This is a genomic window from Dyadobacter sp. HNCC25DJ185 (genome assembly GCF_056895195.1).
The window spans coordinates 717,454-734,683 of sequence record NZ_JBXHAR010000003.1; the positions used below are offsets into that span (position 1 = coordinate 717,454).

General features: G+C 46.3%; 10 protein-coding genes. 2 read left to right on the top strand and 8 right to left on the bottom strand.

Annotation, left to right across the window (positions count from 1 at the left end; all coding sequences use genetic code 11):
* Positions 1–2: 2 nt before the first annotated feature.
* A complete protein-coding gene (locus AC1XUF_RS11615) occupies positions 3–3,266 on the bottom strand; it encodes a SusC/RagA family TonB-linked outer membrane protein (RefSeq protein WP_483341956.1) in 3,264 nt (1,087 codons plus the stop codon).
* A gap of 424 nt (positions 3,267–3,690) precedes the next feature.
* On the opposite strand from AC1XUF_RS11615, the gene AC1XUF_RS11620 reads away from it, so the two are divergent.
* Complete coding sequence (locus tag AC1XUF_RS11620) at positions 3,691–5,028, top strand: amidohydrolase (protein WP_483341957.1); 1,338 nt, start codon at positions 3,691–3,693, stop codon at positions 5,026–5,028.
* Between the two features lie 6 nt (positions 5,029–5,034).
* On the opposite strand, the gene AC1XUF_RS11625 is transcribed toward AC1XUF_RS11620, so the two are convergent.
* From AC1XUF_RS11625 to AC1XUF_RS11655, 7 genes are all read right to left on the bottom strand, one after another.
* Positions 5,035–5,835 carry an SDR family oxidoreductase gene (locus tag AC1XUF_RS11625; protein WP_483341958.1) on the bottom strand — a complete coding sequence of 267 codons (801 nt, stop codon included), beginning with the start codon at positions 5,833–5,835 and terminating at the stop codon, positions 5,035–5,037.
* A gap of 9 nt (positions 5,836–5,844) precedes the next feature.
* Positions 5,845–6,774, bottom strand: a complete 930-nt coding sequence (locus AC1XUF_RS11630) for a S66 peptidase family protein (protein WP_483341959.1) — start codon at positions 6,772–6,774, stop codon at positions 5,845–5,847.
* Positions 6,775–6,790: 16 nt separating this feature from the next.
* Positions 6,791–7,117 (bottom strand): DciA family protein, encoded by a 327-nt coding sequence (locus AC1XUF_RS11635; RefSeq protein ID WP_483341960.1) that lies wholly within the window; start codon positions 7,115–7,117, stop codon positions 6,791–6,793.
* A 60-nt stretch (positions 7,118–7,177) separates the two neighbouring features.
* A complete protein-coding gene (locus AC1XUF_RS11640; RefSeq protein ID WP_483341961.1) occupies positions 7,178–10,141 on the bottom strand; it encodes a serine hydrolase domain-containing protein in 2,964 nt (987 codons plus the stop codon).
* A gap of 77 nt (positions 10,142–10,218) precedes the next feature.
* Positions 10,219–11,361: a chromate efflux transporter gene (chrA, locus tag AC1XUF_RS11645; protein ID WP_483342026.1), complete on the bottom strand. Its 1,143-nt coding sequence runs from the start codon at positions 11,359–11,361 to the stop codon at positions 10,219–10,221.
* Between the two features lie 58 nt (positions 11,362–11,419).
* Positions 11,420–12,376, bottom strand: a complete 957-nt coding sequence (locus tag AC1XUF_RS11650) for an isopenicillin N synthase family dioxygenase (RefSeq protein ID WP_483341962.1) — start codon at positions 12,374–12,376, stop codon at positions 11,420–11,422.
* A 161-nt stretch (positions 12,377–12,537) separates the two neighbouring features.
* Positions 12,538–13,392 carry a sugar phosphate isomerase/epimerase family protein gene (locus tag AC1XUF_RS11655; protein ID WP_483341963.1) on the bottom strand — a complete coding sequence of 285 codons (855 nt, stop codon included), beginning with the start codon at positions 13,390–13,392 and terminating at the stop codon, positions 12,538–12,540.
* Between the two features lie 660 nt (positions 13,393–14,052).
* Here AC1XUF_RS11655 and AC1XUF_RS11660 point away from each other — a divergent pair.
* Complete coding sequence (locus AC1XUF_RS11660; RefSeq protein WP_483341964.1) at positions 14,053–17,220, top strand: SusC/RagA family TonB-linked outer membrane protein; 3,168 nt, start codon at positions 14,053–14,055, stop codon at positions 17,218–17,220.
* The last annotated feature ends 10 nt before the right edge of the window (positions 17,221–17,230 follow it).

The following is a 17,230-nucleotide window of genomic DNA, read 5'->3' on the forward strand; positions in this document are numbered from 1 at the left end:
TTTTAGAAACGGAATTTAACATTGAATCCATAATTTTTTACCGCTGGGTAAGAACCGGTTTGGTAACCACCTGCACCTGCAGAGATACCTGATCCTAAGCCATCTTCCGGATCCTGATATGGCATGTTTTTGTGGATAATCCACAAGTTGCGGCCAATGAGTGAGATATCAATTGCTTTGAAAGCTTTGGTTTTGGCAACGATTGCGTTTGGAATACCGAAAGTCAAAGCAACCTCTCTCAATTTAACATAGCTAGCATCGTAGATATACATAGCTCTCGGAGGGTTGGCAGGGTAACCGTAAGCAGTTGCACCACCACCATCTGTGTTTGCAGCGTAAACAGTATTTTTGGACCCGTCAGCTTGTACACCAGGATAAAGAACGCCGCCACCAGCTGAAACCGGGTCTCTCTTTGGAATACCTTTGTCGTTCAGACCTGCTGTGATCGGATACATACCTGTACCTTCTCCATACCATTGATCCAATGACCAGATGTCTCCACCGTGACGAACGTCGATCAGGAAGCTAAGTGACAAAGTTTTGTATTTGAAAGTGTTGTTCAAACCACCGATCCAGTCCGGGTTAGGGTTACCGATGATTTCAGCAGAACTCGCACTCGCCTGGTACATACCATTTGACTTTACGATTTTCTCGCCAGCGTCGTTGTAGACGAAGTTTGTTCCACGGATGATACCGAAAGGCAAACCGTGTACTTTTCCGTTGGCATCTTTTGTAAAGGCCGCATTCAATGTTACGCCACCCTGTAAGGAAGCAATCTGTACGTTTTGTACGTCTCCGTAAAGGCTTAATACCTGGTTACGGTTTCTTGCGAAGTTGGCATTCAGTGTCCATTCGAAATCACCTGTTCTGATAGGGGTAATGAAAGCAGAGATTTCAACACCTTTATTTTGAACCTCACCTGAGTTTACGTAGCGCGCAGTGTAACCAGTTGCTGATGTAACGTCAACCGGAAGGATCTGGTCAAGCGTGTTACTTTTGTAGTAAGTAACGTCAAAACCCAAGCGCTCCTGCAGGAAGCCCATTTGAAGGGTGAACTCAAGGTTTTTAGTTCTTTCTGATTTCAGCTGCGAGTTGTTCTTTGTGTTAGGCAGAGAGAAATAAGGTACAGAACCGATGGCAGTAGGCTTGTCGTAAATATCTCTTGTTGCTCCAAATGGCGCATCGTTACCCACTTCTGCATAGTTTGCACTGATCTTACCAACGCTTAGCCAGTTGGTTTTCAAACCGGGAAGTTCAGAGAACACAAAGTTTGCTCCTACAGATGGATAAAAATAGGTATTGTTGGACTGAGGCAGCGTGGTTGATTTGTCTTGTCTGGCAGTTAACTCAAGGTTAAGCAATTCTTTGTATCCGAAAGAAGTCTGTGCGTACAAACCGTCCACTCCAATTCTTTGCAGGGCTTCAACGGGTGCCTCAACAGGATTTTTGGAGTTTTCCAGAGAGTAAAGGTTAGCAACCACAAGTCCACCATTAGTCTGTGCGCGGATAGAAGTCATTTTAGATCTTCTCATGCTACCACCTAACAAACCGCGGAAATGAATATCCTTGGTGATTTCTTTTCTGAAATTTGCGATTACATCGAGGTTGGTTTCATTAAATAAGCGGTTGTAACGTGCATAAGAACCAGGGGATTGGCTCAGGACCGCAATTCTTTCTTCCTGCATATCGCTGGTTCCATTGTAGGAAAAACGACCTGTAATGTCAACCCACGAAGCGATCTTATAGGTTCCGGTAGCATATCCGAAGAAGTTATCGCGGCTGTCATTGTTGTAGTTCTGATATCTTGACCAATATGGGTTATCCGCGTAAATCGGATAGTTGTTTGCGAAAGCGGCGCCTGCTCCTGAATGGTTGGCCCAGTTCCAGGTTACGTTTTGCTGGTTTCTGAAATAAGCGTCCTTCAGCTCCAGTACATCAGTGCTGGTTTGAAACCATTGACGGAAGGCTTGATTAGGATTTTTACCGCTATAGCCTGTTCCGTAACGGCCGAGTCCCTTGATTTGTGAGTAGTTCACGTTCGCAGATACTGTCAGTTTTTTAGACAGATCGTAAGAAGCGGAGAAGTTGAAAAGGTTTTTGCCTAGTTTACTGTTTGGAAGCACACCTTTCTCGTCGTTTCTGGTATATCCGATTTTGAACGTGCTATTGTCGCCCCCACCAGTGATGTTGATGCTCTGGTTTGAGGTAACTCCTGTTTCATAAAATTTGTCGGGGCCATTTGCGGCGGCAACCCATGGAGTCATTTTTTGGAAAGAAGGTGAGGAAGGATCGATCGCATTCCATTGGTAAACCATCAGGCTGGGATCGAATTTAGGGCCGAAGGAAGCATCGGAGTCGAAAGAAGCAATTTTGCCTACACCTGACCCAAGGTCTCCTTCATAGAAATCTGTCGCACCGCCGTAACCAGCACCATATTCTTTCTGGTATTTCACGTACGTGGATTTGTCAATTTTCCCCCAGGTAACACCTGAGTTGACAGTAACGTCGAAGCTGTTTTTGCGTCCTTGTTTGGTGGTGATCAAAATCACACCATTAGCAGCGCGCGATCCGTAAAGGGCCGTAGCAGCTGCACCTTTCAATACGTTGATTGAAGCAATGTTGTCTGGGTTGATATCCGCAGCAGCGTTACCGTAATCAGAACCTGTCCTACCTGTTTGTTGATCTGTTGTGTTGTTGTTGGCATTGGAAACCGGGATACCATCAATTACATAAAGCGCCTGGTTGTTACCAGTAATGGATTTGTAACCACGGATGATGGTACTGGTTGACCCTCCCATCGTGTTACTTGCCTTGATGTCCAAACCCGCCACTTTACCTGCCAGCGCGTTCATCATGTTCGTGTTACGGCCCTGGGTGAGCAGTTGTGAGCTCACTTGCTGTGCAGCGTAAACAAGTTCGTTTCTTTTTTTCTCCTGACCCAACGCTGTAACAACCACTTCCTGCAGTTGGCTTACGTCGTTCTTAAGAGAGATGTTGATGGAAGTCTGGCTCCCCAGGATCACCTCCTGGCTTTGGAAGCCAATAAAACTGAACACCAGGGTAGCACCTTGTTCGGCGGAAATAGAATATTCCCCCTGACTGTCCGTCGTGGTACCACGAGTAGTACCTTTCAAAGAAATGTTCACACCCGGCAACACCGAGCCGTCTTCTGCTGTGACTTTACCGGTCACTGCGCGATCCTGAGCATACAATTGTGCAGTCAAAAGCAGCATGCATCCCAGTAAGGATAATAGAGTCTTCCTCATACGTGATTAAAAATTAAGTTTGTTATGTTAACATAATGTTGCAAAATTAATTATTAGTTTAACCATTACAACCTTTTTATTACGATTTTTCAAAATATACTTTGGCATCACTGGCATTTTTGAAAAATATTATATCTGGATAATGGCATTTTTTGCGATTTTTATAAATGTTGGAAATTTGTCAAAAACCTGATCTGATTATATAATTGTTAACGTAATGATCTTTTTGTTAAGTTTTTTGTAGCATTATCTTGAACTCCTTTTAAGTTTACTAATCGGTCAGCCATCATGACGTCTTTGATATACGTTGGGATTATTCATAATCTATCTAAATTAAGAATTACGGAAAATCCGGTTACGTCTGCTACCGAGGACAGGATTTACTGATTGTACTATTTTAATATTTACTTAACCAAAAAATGGCATGTTCACCCAAAAGATAATCTTTCCGGTACTGATGTTAGCTGCCTACTGCGGCTATTCCCAATCATCACTGCCGTCCAAAATCGATCAGAAATCCCAGGGCCTGGAGAAAAAACTATCGGACTGGCGCCGCGATTTTCATCAAAACCCAGAGCTGGGCAACCGTGAATTCAAAACGGCGGAAAAAATTGCAAACCACCTTAAACAATTGGGGATAGAGGTTCAAACGGGAGTTGCATTTACAGGAGTGGTTGGATTGCTGAAAGGAGGAAAACCAGGCCCTGTTGTGGCCCTGCGAGCCGATATAGACGCTTTGCCAGTCACAGAGCGGGTTGATGTGCCGTTCAAATCGACGGTCGTGACGGACTATAACGGGCAGAAAACCGGGGTAATGCATGCCTGCGGGCACGACACGCATATAGCGATCCTGATGGGAGTAGCCGAAGTGCTTTCTGCTATGAGGGGAGACTTGGCTGGGACGGTTAAGTTTATATTTCAGCCTGCTGAGGAAGGCGCACCGGATGGGGAGGAAGGCGGGGCCGAATTAATGGTGAAACAAGGCGTACTGGAAAACCCGAAGGTAGATGCGATTTTTGGATTACACATCGATTCTCAAATAGAAGTGGGTAAGATCGGGTATAAGCCGGGGCCAACCATGGCCGCCGTGGATATTCTGACCATTGACGTAAAGGGCAAGCAAACGCATGGGGCCTATCCATGGTCGGGTGTGGACCCGATCGTGACTTCGGCTCAGATCATCAATTCACTCCAAACCATTGTGAGCCGTAACCTGAATCTCACCCAGGCACCCGCTGTGGTCACAATTGGCATGATCAATGGTGGTATCAGGCAGAATATTATTCCGGAATCCGTGAAAATGGTAGGTACTATCCGCACTTTCGATGAAGGAATGCATCAGTATGTCCACAAGCGGATCAATGATATTGCAACGAATGTTGCCGAAAGCGCGGGCGCCTCTGCGAAAGTTAACATCAGGATCCTTTATCCGGTAACCATTAACGATGTGCCGTTGACTGAAAAGATGATCGGTACCTTGCAAAATGTGGCAGGCAGCGAAAATGTGAGCCTGATCCCGGCCAAAACGGGTGCAGAAGATTTTTCTTATTACCAGCAAAAGGTGCCTGGCTTATTTTTCTTCCTGGGAGGGATGCCGAAAGGAAAAAGTGTAGCTGATGCAGCCCCGCACCATACGCCGGACTTTTACATCGACGAAGGCAGCCTGGTTTTGGGTGTCCGTTCACTTGCCAGACTGACTACCGATTATATGGAGAAAAGCAAAACAGGGCCTGTTGAAAAGGGCAAAACAAAAAGTAGATAAGCGCGACTATTTCGGAATATTCTTCCTCACTTGCTCAAACAGCAGGTTGGGGAAGAATCTTTTAAGATAAATCGCAGCTGCTTCTTTGAAGCCTGCAATATAGATTTCCTTTTTGTCCTTTCTGACCGCCTCTAAAATCCGTCGGGCACACTCTTCGGCGGGGATACCATTCTCCTGATTGGAATCCATTTTGCCAAATTTGCTGCCGGACTCGTTTAATGCGTTCACCGAAATATTGGTGCGGATGTAGCCGGCGCAAATGGTTGTCACCTTGATGTTGTCGTGATAGCTTTCTGCGCGCAGGGAATCGTAAAAACCATGCAATGCATGTTTGGCTGCATTGTAGCCCGAGCGCATAATGGTGCCAATTTTGCCCGCCACGCTGCTCATGACGATAAAATGCCCGCTCTTTTGTTGCGTCATGTAAGGTAATACAGCCTTGGTAAGCGCAACGGTGCTGAAAAAATCAATATTCATCAGTTGCTGGTACACCTCCATGCTGGTATCCTTGATATAGGACCGCTGGCTGACACCCGCGTTGTGCACCATGATGTCGATGCGGTGAAACTTAGCAATAACCTCGGCTGCCGCTCCTTCTGCCAGTTCAAGTTTTGTCACATCCATGGGAATGACCAGTACATCCTGGTCAGGCAAGCCGGTTTGCTTTTTCACTCTCTGAAGTTCTTCTTCTCTTCTTGCGGTCAGTACCAGCTTGGCTCCTTCTTTTGCAAATGCGAGCGTCAATGCTTCTCCGATGCCGGACGAAGCGCCCGTGATCCAAACGACTTTGCCCCTGAAATTCTCCATAGGTTATTTTTATGCCGGTACCTCGTTTAAAAAATTGAATTCTACCAGTTCGTTGCTGATCTGTAATGAGGCTGTCATCCCGATCCCCATTGCACGATTGTCGCTGATATGACCAACAGGGAAATCGAAACAAACCGGATAGCTGAATGCTTCAACATGTTCACGGATGATTTGGCTGGAATCCTTTCCAAAGGTCGGGTGTTTATTGTCCTTCATGTCTGTAAACTGTCCTACAATCAACCCTGCTAAGTCGGATAATTTACCAGACCTTTTCAGTTGGATCATCATACGGTCAAGATTGTAAAGATATTCGTTGATGTCTTCGATAAACAGGATCTTTCCAGCTGTATCGATCTCAGTAATAGAGCCGATCAAATGTGCAAAGAGACAAAGATTGCCGCCGACCAGTTGGGCATCGGCAGTTCCGGGGCGGTTTAACGGATGATGTGGGACCGAATAGGCAGGGAACTCACCGAAAAGCATTTGTCTTAGCGATTCTGCCGCTTCTTCCGAGCCGCCGCTGGTGATGGACTTGGCCATCGGGGCATGCAGGCTCGCATACCCAAGCTTGTAAACCTGCGACAGGATAACGGTAAGGTCGCTAAAACCCACAATCCATTTGGGGGATTCAATAAATTTGTCAAAGTTCAGGCTATCGACGATGCGGGAGCAGCCATATCCTCCACGGGCCGCGATTATTGCTTTTATGGATGGATCGTCCAGCATATTCTGCAGGTCATTGCGCCGCGCATCGTCGGTCGCAGCAAACTGGTTGCAGGAAGTTTTCAACGTTGCTCCCTCCACGACCTCAAGGCCCCAGCTGTTTTGAAAGAGATGTATCCCGGGCAGCAGATCTTCGTATTTAACAACGCTCGCCGGTGCGACAATCCCTATTTTATCGCCTTTTTTTAAAAAAGGCGGGAGTTTAATTTTGTTCATGCAAGTTTTGTATGGCTTAAATAAAAACCACGTCCTCTACCAGGTTGCTTTTCATTTCCCGGTTAATGAGCTCTATGATTTTTGATTTGGCGCGGAATAATTCGTTACGCAAAGGTGCCGACTCGATCTGCAGAAAGAGTGTGCTGTCTTTAATGTAAACTTTTTTAGTGCGGGTCGCTATCGCTGAGCCCATGATCTTATCCCAATGTGCCACTACATAAGACTGGTCGAAACGATTGCGCAGCCGGTACTTGTCCAACATCTGATCAATGGCGTCCTTCAATGGTGTTACGCCAGGGCGCCTCGATGCTTTTTCCTTGTCAAACCGATAGTGTTGTGCCATATTGAGTAAGGTGAGTATTACAAATATAGAAGTTATGCAAGTTAACTTCAGGGGACAACCCTACTTTTTCAATAACTCCTGGTACACCACATCCATAATCGAAGTACGTATATTGAGGGACGATATCTTGTTGTTTTCCCTTGTAGGGTAAACACGGTTGGATAGAAAAACGTAATTCAGTTTCCACGCGGGATCCGCCCAGGTCATGATGCCTGTGTAGCCTGTATGACCGAAACTGGACGGACTTGCATACCTCGGCGCGTTGCCTGAGTACTTAAAAGTGGGCTTATCAAAGCCGATCCCACGGCGGCTTCCCAACTCCGGATATTGATATCTTGTGAATTCAATCAAAGCATCTTTGCTCAATACCTGCTCGCCGCCATAATATCCTTGTTGGAGGTACATCTGCCATACTTTCATGACATCATTGGCATCGCCGAATAATCCCGCATGTCCGCTTAACCCGCCCAGCATAGCCGCTGCTTCATCATGGACTTGTCCATGCAGCTGTGTCATCCTGAAAAATGTGTCCCTTTCGGTCGGGACGATGTCTTCCAGTTTATAAAACCTTTTTGGGTTAAAGGTTAATGTATTGGCACCCAGCTTATGGTAATAGTGATTTTTGAGATAATCTTCGAAATTCTCTCCTGTCAGGCTTTTTACAATTTGTGGGTAAAGAATAAAGGATAAGTCGCTGTATACATATCCTTCTTTTTCATTGAGCGGGGAGTCGCGGATGGATCTGAAGATCTTCTGGTCATAGTTTTTGAAAATGAAAAGGCTGTCGCCAACGACCGAAGTCGGATACCGTTTCGATTGTTTTGTGCTGAATGTCTTCTTTTTCCAGCTTCCGTCAGGATTTTGCGCTTCCTTCCAAAGCACTATGAATGCTTTCAATCGCGCACTGTGCGTCAAAACCCTTCTCCATTGCAGATCGGCTTTATTGGATTTTTCAAAATCAGGCAGATAGTCTTTCATCGTAGCGTCCAGATCGAATTTTTTCTGGTCCCATAAACTCATTAACGCCAGCGTGGAGGCTGTGATTTTGGTTACAGAAGCCAGGTCATATAAATCATTGAGCTGAACGGGCTCAGGACCTTCATAAGTATGCTTTCCGTATGCCTTCCTGAAAAATACTTTTCCATCTTTCGCCAGTTGTACCACGCATCCGGGCGTCGCTTTCTGGGTAATCGCAACGTTCGCGATGGAGTCGATTTTATAAGTGATGATTTTTGAATCAAGTCCCACCTCTTCCGGAATGGTATATTTCAATCTACCCAATGCAGGTGTTTCGATACCGGCATTGTAAGGAAATTGTGCGTTAACCGTGACAGGTAATTTCCCTTTTGCAGGAATTGCCCCGAAAATCAATTGTGCAGACAAATCCTGGGTATAAGGTGTAAGCTGGTACGACATCACCAGTGCTTTTGCGTTTTCGGTTTTCTGGATTTTATTTAATGCATAAGGATTTCCAAAAACAGAGACAACTGCTTTGTTCGTCGCGATCAGGTCCTGTAACACAGCGTTCATCTGATCTGTCAACCCGTAATTGGTCCGGGGAGAAATGCTTCCCAGGTGCACGCCAACCAGCAGCAGGTTGTATTCAGTCAACTGCGATTTCAGGGCGGCAATCTGTGCATCGGTGGGTTTAGTCGGGATCTGGAAATGTTTGACAGTGGTGTATAATTCAAGCGTTTTTTGGAAAGTAGTGATCGTGTCCGCACCGATCGAAACGGAGGCGATCTTCAATGTGTCCAGTGAACGCAGGGGCAATATCGAATTGTCGTTTTTAAGTACTGTCAAGGCCTTCTCGGTCAAAAGCCGGTTGATCAGTTCCGCGGATTTGGGATTGAGGTCCTGATAAAGGTTATTCAGGTCAGCCGGTTTATAATGATTGAGCCCCGCCCAGGCTTTTGCCTGCAATACTTTCTTGCACCGGGAATCGATTTCTGCCTGCGTGATTTTTCCTTCTGCAATGCTTTTCTTGATTTCGGCAATTGATTTGCCAACGTCTTCCGTAAATTCCAGAACGTCCATTCCGGCTTCCAGGCCCATGGCGTCGGCCCTCCCGTCTGGGAAATACTTGGTAACGCCTTTCATATTCATGGCATCGGAATAGATTAACCCGTCGAAACCCAGCTTGGTCCTCAGGATGTCGGTGACGATCGGTTTGGAAAGTGTTGATGGCAGGTTGGGGGTATTGTCCAATGCAGGGATGCTGAGATGAGCAATCATGATCCCGCTGATACCATTAGCAATCAATGCCCTGAAAGGGTACAATTCCAGAGAGTCGATGCGTGTGGCGTCATGCGCGATTAGCGGCAGGTCGTAGTGCGAATCTGTCCCGGTATCGCCATGGCCGGGGAAATGTTTGGCGCTCGTGAGCAGGCCATTATCCTGCATACCCTTCATGTAAGCCACGGCTTTGTCGGCGACCACATATTTATTTTCGCCAAAAGAGCGGAAACTGATGACGGGATTATTGGGATTGTTGTTGACGTCGGCCACGGGGGCGAAGTTGATATGCATTCCCAGTCGTTTTGCCTGTTTTGCAATCTGTGCGCCCATTTCATAGATCAGGTCATGGTTACCCTGAATGGCGCCCAGCGTCATTTGGTATGGGTACCTGACCGTGCTGTCGATGCGCATCGCAAGCCCGAATTCGGCATCCATGGCAACCAGCAGAGGAACTTTCGAAATCGACTGGTAATAATTGGTCAGCCTGGCCTGTGGAACCGGCCCGCCCTGAAAAAAGACGATACCACCTATTTTATTTTCCCTGATCAGCTTTTCGACCATCGCAGGGTTACTTGCTTTTGGATCTATCAATGCCCTTTTTACATCCGAAACCGCCGGGATCATGATCAACTGCGCAATGCGTTCGTCGGGAGTGAGTTTCGCAAAAACGGAATCGACCCATTGCTGGTTTTTGTGAAGGAAACTCGGGGAGGCGGTTATTTGGGCTTTTAAATTCTTTGAAACAAAAAATGAAAGGGAGAGAAGTATCAGGAAATAATGTTTCATTCGGATTTATAAGCTAGTCATTTTTGGAGTCTTGTAAATATATGAATAGAAATTAGTTCTTCCATGAACGTCTTTTCTCAAAATACCAGCCCCAGCAGTAACCCGGCCAGGATAATGACATAAGAAGGGATTCTTGCAAAATTCAAAATCAGCAACGTGACGATCACGGTCAGCAGGGATTGCCAGTTGCCCATCATGGGTTGGAAGAGGGAAATCGCGGCGGCGATCGTCAGGCCGCAGCTCGCAGCATGTATTCCTTCAAGCGAGGCTCGGATACCTCTGTATTTTTTTAACTGGTCCCAAAATGGGTAGGCAAAGAAAATGAAAAACGTTCCTGGCAGGAATATCCCTGCGGTTGCGACGAAACCTCCGACGATTTGCCCGATCCAGCCGTGAGATTGCAGGGAAACGCTTCCCACAAAGGTTGCGATGGAGAAGACAGGTCCGGGCACTACTTGGGTCAATGCCATACCGGCCAGGAATTCCTGGTCGGTCAGATAGTGTTTAAATTCCACGAACTCGTTATAAAGGATTGGTATCAATACCTGCCCGCCTCCAAACACCAGGCTGCCGTTCCTGTAAAAGTTCTCAAAGAGCCTTACCGGGAAGGAATTGGTGATTTTACCGATGATCGCAGCCACAATCAGCACCGAAATCCAGAATATAAGCGGGCGCCATAAGATCCGGATCGGTCCTTTCTCCATTTTTTCGTGCTTCTTAAAATTGAGCGACGCAGCTACCCCGCCTGTAACGATCAGTACAGGTGTCATATAGGGCGATGGGTACAAGTATGCGAGGATTGTGGAGATGATGAGAAATGTCCAGCCTTGTGCATTGTGGATTACCTTTCTGGCGATTGCATAGGCGCCGTACATCAGAAAGGCGACGGCCATCGGGCCGACAAACCGCGTGAAAGACAACGAAATCGAGTGCCGCTCCATGTAATGTATCCCGATGGCTGCCAAAGTCATCAATACCATTGCGGGTATCGACCAAACGATCAGACTGAGGTAAGCCAGTGGCTGCCCGCCGATCTTCAGGCCGATCGCCGTCACCGTTTGCGTGGAGCTGGGGCCTGGCAAGACCTGGCAAAGTGCCTGCAATTCGAGCAGCTCTTCTTCTGTAATATACCTCCGCTTTCTGACCAGCCTTTCGATCATCATCATCAAATGCACCTGCGGGCCGCCAAAAGCTGTAAGCGACAGCAAGAGGATATCCATCAGGTAAATGATGTATCGAAACCGGCGAATGGGTGGATAGGCCAAGAGTTTTTGCCGGTTATTTTTTCAGTCCCAGTTCTCTCAGACGTTCATCGAGAAATTCTCCGGCAGTCATATTGGTATATAATTTAGGCTGTTGGGCAGATATGCAACTTTCGAGGCTTGTCAGGTCCATATCGGCACGGGGATGCATGAAAAACGGAATCGAGTACCGGGAAGTGCTCATTTTCTCCCGGGGAGGGTTAACAACCCGGTGAATGGTCGATTTCAGTTTGTGGTTGGTGAGCCTGTCCAACATGTCGCCCACATTGACGACGATCTGATCCGGTAGCGCGGTTATTGCAATCCATTGGCCATCTCTTCTCAGTACTTCCAGGCCTTCCGCACTGGCACCCATGAGCAGGGTGATCAGGTTAATATCTCCGTGTGCCGCGGCCCTTACTGCGCCTTCGGGGACGAGCTCGGGATTGGGGATCGGGAAGTAATGCAATGCACGGAGCAGACTGTCGCCATTTTTGACCTTATCTTCAAAATAATCTTCGTTAAGATCGAGATAAATGGCGATTGCGCGTAAAAGTGTCTTCCCCGTGTTTTCAAAGGTCCGGTACACTTCCAGTGTGTACTTCTCAAAATCGGGCACTTCTTTAGGAAAAATATTGGAAGGCATGGTGCCAGTAGGTTCTGGCTGGCCAACATGATAAAATTCTTTCAGATCGGCTACTTTGAAACCTTTTGCGGTTTCTTTCCCTTTGCTGATATAACCTCTTTGTCCGAAAAGTTCAGGGAATTCATATTGTTTCTTGATGGTGTCCGGCTTGGAAAAAAACTCGCGTACCGTGTCGTATAATTTTGCTCGGAGGTCGTCGCTCAGGCCGTGATTTTTAATGGCAACAAAGCCGATGTTGGTGAATGCAGCTCCCAGGTCAGCGACAAATTTTTCCTTTTGTCCGGTGGTGCCGGAAGTGAAATCGGCCAGGTCCAGTGAAGGCACCTGATCTAACAATGCTGGTTCCATAAATCCTTTTTTTTGCAAAGTATAAAACTATCGGTGGACTTGCCAAGTCTTGGGCGGGCCTACTTGCAAAGTCTTCGGTTTTATAACAGGAACTACGATGAGACCAGTTGGGGGCAAGATTTGCTGCGTCTCGAAGACCCGGCAAATCTTGCCCCCGGGCATTATTCCTTAATTCCTTTAATGTAGGCAATCGTAACCGGGATCTGTTTCAGATACGACGGGCTTTCATCCTCGATGAAGTAGTGTTTGACACCCACTTTCTTCGCGGCTTTCAAAATGGCCGGAATGTCTATAGAGCCTGTTCCCAGCGCAACGTCATTGGTAGTAGGTGTTCCTCCGGATAAATTTCCCGTAACGCCTTTTTTCAGGTCCTTCAGGTGCATCAGCTTCCAGCGGCCAGGATATTTGAGGAGCAATTTCGCTGGGTCTTGTCCCGGGAACGCTGTCCAGAGTATATCCATTTCGAATGAGACGTACTCGGGGTTGGTATTTTTTACCAGGTAGTCAAACAAGGTACCGTCTTCATAAGGCTCAAATTCATAGCCGTGATTATGATAGGTGAAGGTAATACCCGCCGCCTTTAATTCTTTTCCTACCTTATTAAAGTCAGCCACAGCTTGCTTGGCAGTAGCGAGGTCGAATGCGCCTTTGTGAGGTATCCAAGGTACCATGACATAGGTAGCGCCCAGAATTTTGCAATTTTTGATCGTTTCAGCGGTGCTTTCACTGATCATTTTATAATCCGCGCCAATGGATACCATCTTGATGCCGCGTTTGTCCAGTTGCTTCCGGAGTTCTTCCGTCGTCATACCTTTAATAGGCCCTCCTTCCATTTCTTTTACGCCAAGGGATTTGATGGTATCGAGGGTAGCCTCAATTCCTTTGTCCCAACTGCCGCGAAAGGTATATGCCTGCAAGCCAATAGGATTTGTGTATACGGCTTTTCCCTGCCCAAAGCTTTGAAAAGACATCAAAGCGCCAAGCGCAAAATACACCATCTTCGTTACTTTCTTCATTGTAAAAGATTGGTTAAAAATTTGGATAAAAGTTTCCTGGAAAAGCAGGCTGTTCAGCAAATCCTACTGATTAGCAAGTGTTAAACGTATATAGCCAGACGAACTGACGGAATGCCGGTTAACTGTTTTTGATAAACGTATATTAAAACCGTTTATATTTTCTTTTCTTTTTCTGGTTCATGTGATGGCTTGATCTCTCTAATAATATATCAAAATATTACTACACGAGCTGCGATTTCGGAATGGGGCTTGTTTGCCGGACCGTAAAACAGGCGCCATAATTCATTGATATTAAGTTGATATTGGTATACTTACGTCTCAGACTTTCCTGACTACCTTGTTTTCCGGATCATTATAAAATGGAAGTATAGAATATTATCAAGAATTTTTCGCGAGGTACTTCATAATATTTTTTAAGAATGCCTGTTCACGTACACATGCGATTCAGAATGTTAAAATGGCAAAAGCCAAGATACTTGCTTTAAGTTATAATTATATTTCGTATTTGTCTTATTTTGTAAAATATTATATTGTTTTAGTAACTTATACAGGTTTAATATGTAACCAATATTGAAGTTAACAACCTGTTTGTATCAAATTTGCAAATCAATATCTTTGTTTAGAGGAAGTCTCGATACCAAACCTAACTATTACTTACTGATGAAGAAAATTCTACTGCTGGGCACCCTGCTGGTGTGCTGCTGCTCATCATTGCTATGGGCACAAGAAAAGTTTGTAACGGGTACAGTCACCGCTGCGGAGGATGCATCTCCGATCCCCGGGGTGAACGTCCTGGTAGCCGGGACCAACAACGGCGTGATTACAGACATGGACGGGAAGTACAAAATTAGTGTTCCGGACCAGGGAAAGTTAATTTTTAGTTTTGTCGGCATGATCTCCCAGGAAATTACCTTCGAGAATCTGAGCGTCATAGACGTAAAGCTCGTGTCCGATGCCAGGATTTTGAGCGAAGTGGTGGTTACGGGCAGTGGGGTGGCCACTACCAAAGCCAAGCTCGGGATTTCCGTAGAGACGATTTCTGCCAAAAATCTGCCGCAAACACCTTCTGCCTCCGTGGATCAGGCACTGGTAGGGAAAATTCCCGGGGCGCAGATCACAAGTGGAAACGGAACGCCCGGCTCGCAGGTTAACATCCTGCTGAGAGGTATCAACTCGGTCAACCGGGGAACATCCCCCATGATCCTGATCGACGGTATCCAGATGGTCTCAACGGACCTTAATGCAATCGACCTCAATACCATTGAGCGGATCGAGGTTGTACAGGGTGCCGCTTCGGCTTCTATTTATGGGGCGCAGGGTGCAAACGGGGTTATTCAACTTTTTACGAAAAGAGGTAAAAACGGTCAGCTAAATATCGATTTTTCATCCTCTGTTACCAACAACACCTACTTGAATGTAGGTGGAATGGCGAAGTCCAAGTTTCACGGGTACAATACCGACGCCAATAACAACATCATCGGATCATCGGGAGCGCCGATCTCCATTGATCCGCTGACCGGCTTGTACACAGAGAACGTGATCTGGAACAGTACTGACCCCCTTAACAAAACGGATAAGCCTTATAATGCCAATCTTGCTTATCACGATCATTTTAAAGAGTTTTTCGTTCCCGCAAATACCCTGAACAACAGTGTTTCCCTGTCTGGAGGAAGTGAGAAATTCGATTTCAGTGCTTCTGCATCAAATAACCATCAAAAATCGAACTTCCTGAACAATGGTTATAACGACAGGAGCAATCTCACGACGAACCTTGGCGTTCAGCTTGCAAAAGGGTTGCGGTTGAGGAGCACTACACAGCTCGTTTATACCAAAAACACGGTCAATGGAAATAACATCTACTCTATTTTTAACAGCCGCGCTTTTGTCGATTACGACTTCAAATTGCCCGACGGGAGCCCGATCAACAAATTGGGGGATGCAGCCGGTGTGAACGGCAGTAACCCTATTTACGCCCAGTATTATTCCGACAGCGACGATAAAAAGGTTGATATCATTCAAAATTTCAACCTGAACTATAAAGTGAACAAGTATCTCGAACTGGACGCGAAATACGGGTTGAACTATAATAGGGAAGATTTCATTTACACCGCACAGAATCAATCAAATAATGCCAATTCTGTCGCCGCTTCAACTTGGGTGGGTTCGGCGATCAGCCCCGACAATACAGGTGGTATCGACAAATATACGTATGCAAAAACATTCCAGAACTTCCTGGGCACCGCCTTCTTCTATACCAATTTTCAGGACGATTTCCACTGGAACATCCCCATTACGACATCTACGCAGGTTTCTTTTGACTACCGTAACCAAAAGCAGACGCTCTATGCGGCAGCAGCTGCCGGACTGCCCACCTACACACCGTTCAACAGTACGCAGGGAACTTCATTCAAAGTTCTTTACGATTACAGCGAGCCATTTATTACCTATGGTTACCTGGTTAACCAGAAAATCGAGTACGGCGAACTGTTTGGTGTTGCGGGAGGATTTCGGAGCGACTATTCTTCGGCATTCGGCGGAGGCTCCAAACCGTTTACTTTTCCAAGAGGGGATGTCTATTTAAGGATGTCGTCTTTCGACTTCTGGAAAGGCGGAGCGCTTGCCGACCGTGTTCCCGAGTTCAAACTACGTGCTGCGTATGGAGAGGCGGGGATCCAGCCTAAGCCGTTTGACCGTTATGTAACTTTAAGCACTAAAGTTTTAGGATCAAGTAATGCCTTCTATTTTGACCCAAACCAAAATAACCCCGATTTGGGCGTGGAGGTATCAAAGGAACTTGAAATCGGCACGGATTTTACGCTCAATATCATGCCAAGCGGAAACTGGCTGAACGATGTCCGTTTGTCTGCAACTTATTGGAAACGCACCACGGATAATGCAATATGGAGCATTGACGTGGCGCCAACTTCGGGTTCGGGAACGTTAAAGACCAACGCTTTTTCCCTCGGTTCGCACGGGTTGCAGGCTTCATTGAACGCTGCCATTTATCACGGGAAAAATTTCAACTGGAACCTGACCACCAACTTCACAAAGCAAACTTCGAAGATTAACTCGGTTGTAGGCGATCAGGAGATTGTTGTCATTTCCAATGCGGGAAGTACCAACTATGTGCTTCGGAAGGACGAGAAAATCGGGCAGCTTTACGGGCACAGGATGATTCACAGCCTGGATGCCGTAAAACCCGACGGAACACCGTTTCTGACGGAATCGGAAAAAGGCGACTATACGCTCGCCAGCAACGGATATGTGGTAAACAAGGCTACAAAATTCCCTTACGTAACTCCCGACAAATACAGCTTTGGCGATCCAAATCCAAAGTTTAACATGTCGTTTATCAATGATTTGACTTTCAAGAATTACCTGACTTTCGGATTTCAATTGGATTGGATTCAGGGAAGCCACCTTTACAACCAAACCAAAGAATGGATGTATAGGGATGGTATCCATGCCGACTACTCGAAACCATTTACTATAGATGGTGAAACCGGTGCCTGGACCGCGTTTTACAGAGGCGTATATGCGGCGGTTACCAGAAATGGTACCAAGGATTATTTTTACGAAGACGCCTCCTTCCTTCGCCTCAGAAACATTTCCCTGGGTTTGGATTTTGCGAGATTGACCACGATCAAAGGATTTAGAAAATTGCAGTTGGTGTTGTCCGGACGCAACCTGTTCACGTTGACCAAATACACCGGCATGGACCCTGAAATCGTATCTGGTGCCAACAACTCTGCATGGGACCGTGGAACGGATCACAGCAGTATGCCGAATTACAGATCATACCAGGTTTCGTTGAATTTCGGCTTCTAAAAACCAATCA

What these genes read in the sequence shown, in the direction of transcription:
- AC1XUF_RS11615 (WP_483341956.1), bottom strand. Translation starts at nt 3,266, where the DNA reads ATGAGGAAGACTCTATTATCCTTACTGGGATGCATGCTGCTTTTGACT.
- AC1XUF_RS11620 (WP_483341957.1), top strand. Translation starts at nt 3,691, where the DNA reads ATGTTCACCCAAAAGATAATCTTTCCGGTACTGATGTTAGCTGCCTAC.
- AC1XUF_RS11625 (WP_483341958.1), bottom strand. Translation starts at nt 5,835, where the DNA reads ATGGAGAATTTCAGGGGCAAAGTCGTTTGGATCACGGGCGCTTCGTCC.
- AC1XUF_RS11630 (WP_483341959.1), bottom strand. Translation starts at nt 6,774, where the DNA reads ATGAACAAAATTAAACTCCCGCCTTTTTTAAAAAAAGGCGATAAAATA.
- AC1XUF_RS11635 (WP_483341960.1), bottom strand. Translation starts at nt 7,117, where the DNA reads ATGGCACAACACTATCGGTTTGACAAGGAAAAAGCATCGAGGCGCCCT.
- AC1XUF_RS11640 (WP_483341961.1), bottom strand. Translation starts at nt 10,141, where the DNA reads ATGAAACATTATTTCCTGATACTTCTCTCCCTTTCATTTTTTGTTTCA.
- chrA (WP_483342026.1), bottom strand. Translation starts at nt 11,361, where the DNA reads ATGGATATCCTCTTGCTGTCGCTTACAGCTTTTGGCGGCCCGCAGGTG.
- AC1XUF_RS11650 (WP_483341962.1), bottom strand. Translation starts at nt 12,376, where the DNA reads ATGGAACCAGCATTGTTAGATCAGGTGCCTTCACTGGACCTGGCCGAT.
- AC1XUF_RS11655 (WP_483341963.1), bottom strand. Translation starts at nt 13,392, where the DNA reads ATGAAGAAAGTAACGAAGATGGTGTATTTTGCGCTTGGCGCTTTGATG.
- AC1XUF_RS11660 (WP_483341964.1), top strand. Translation starts at nt 14,053, where the DNA reads ATGAAGAAAATTCTACTGCTGGGCACCCTGCTGGTGTGCTGCTGCTCA.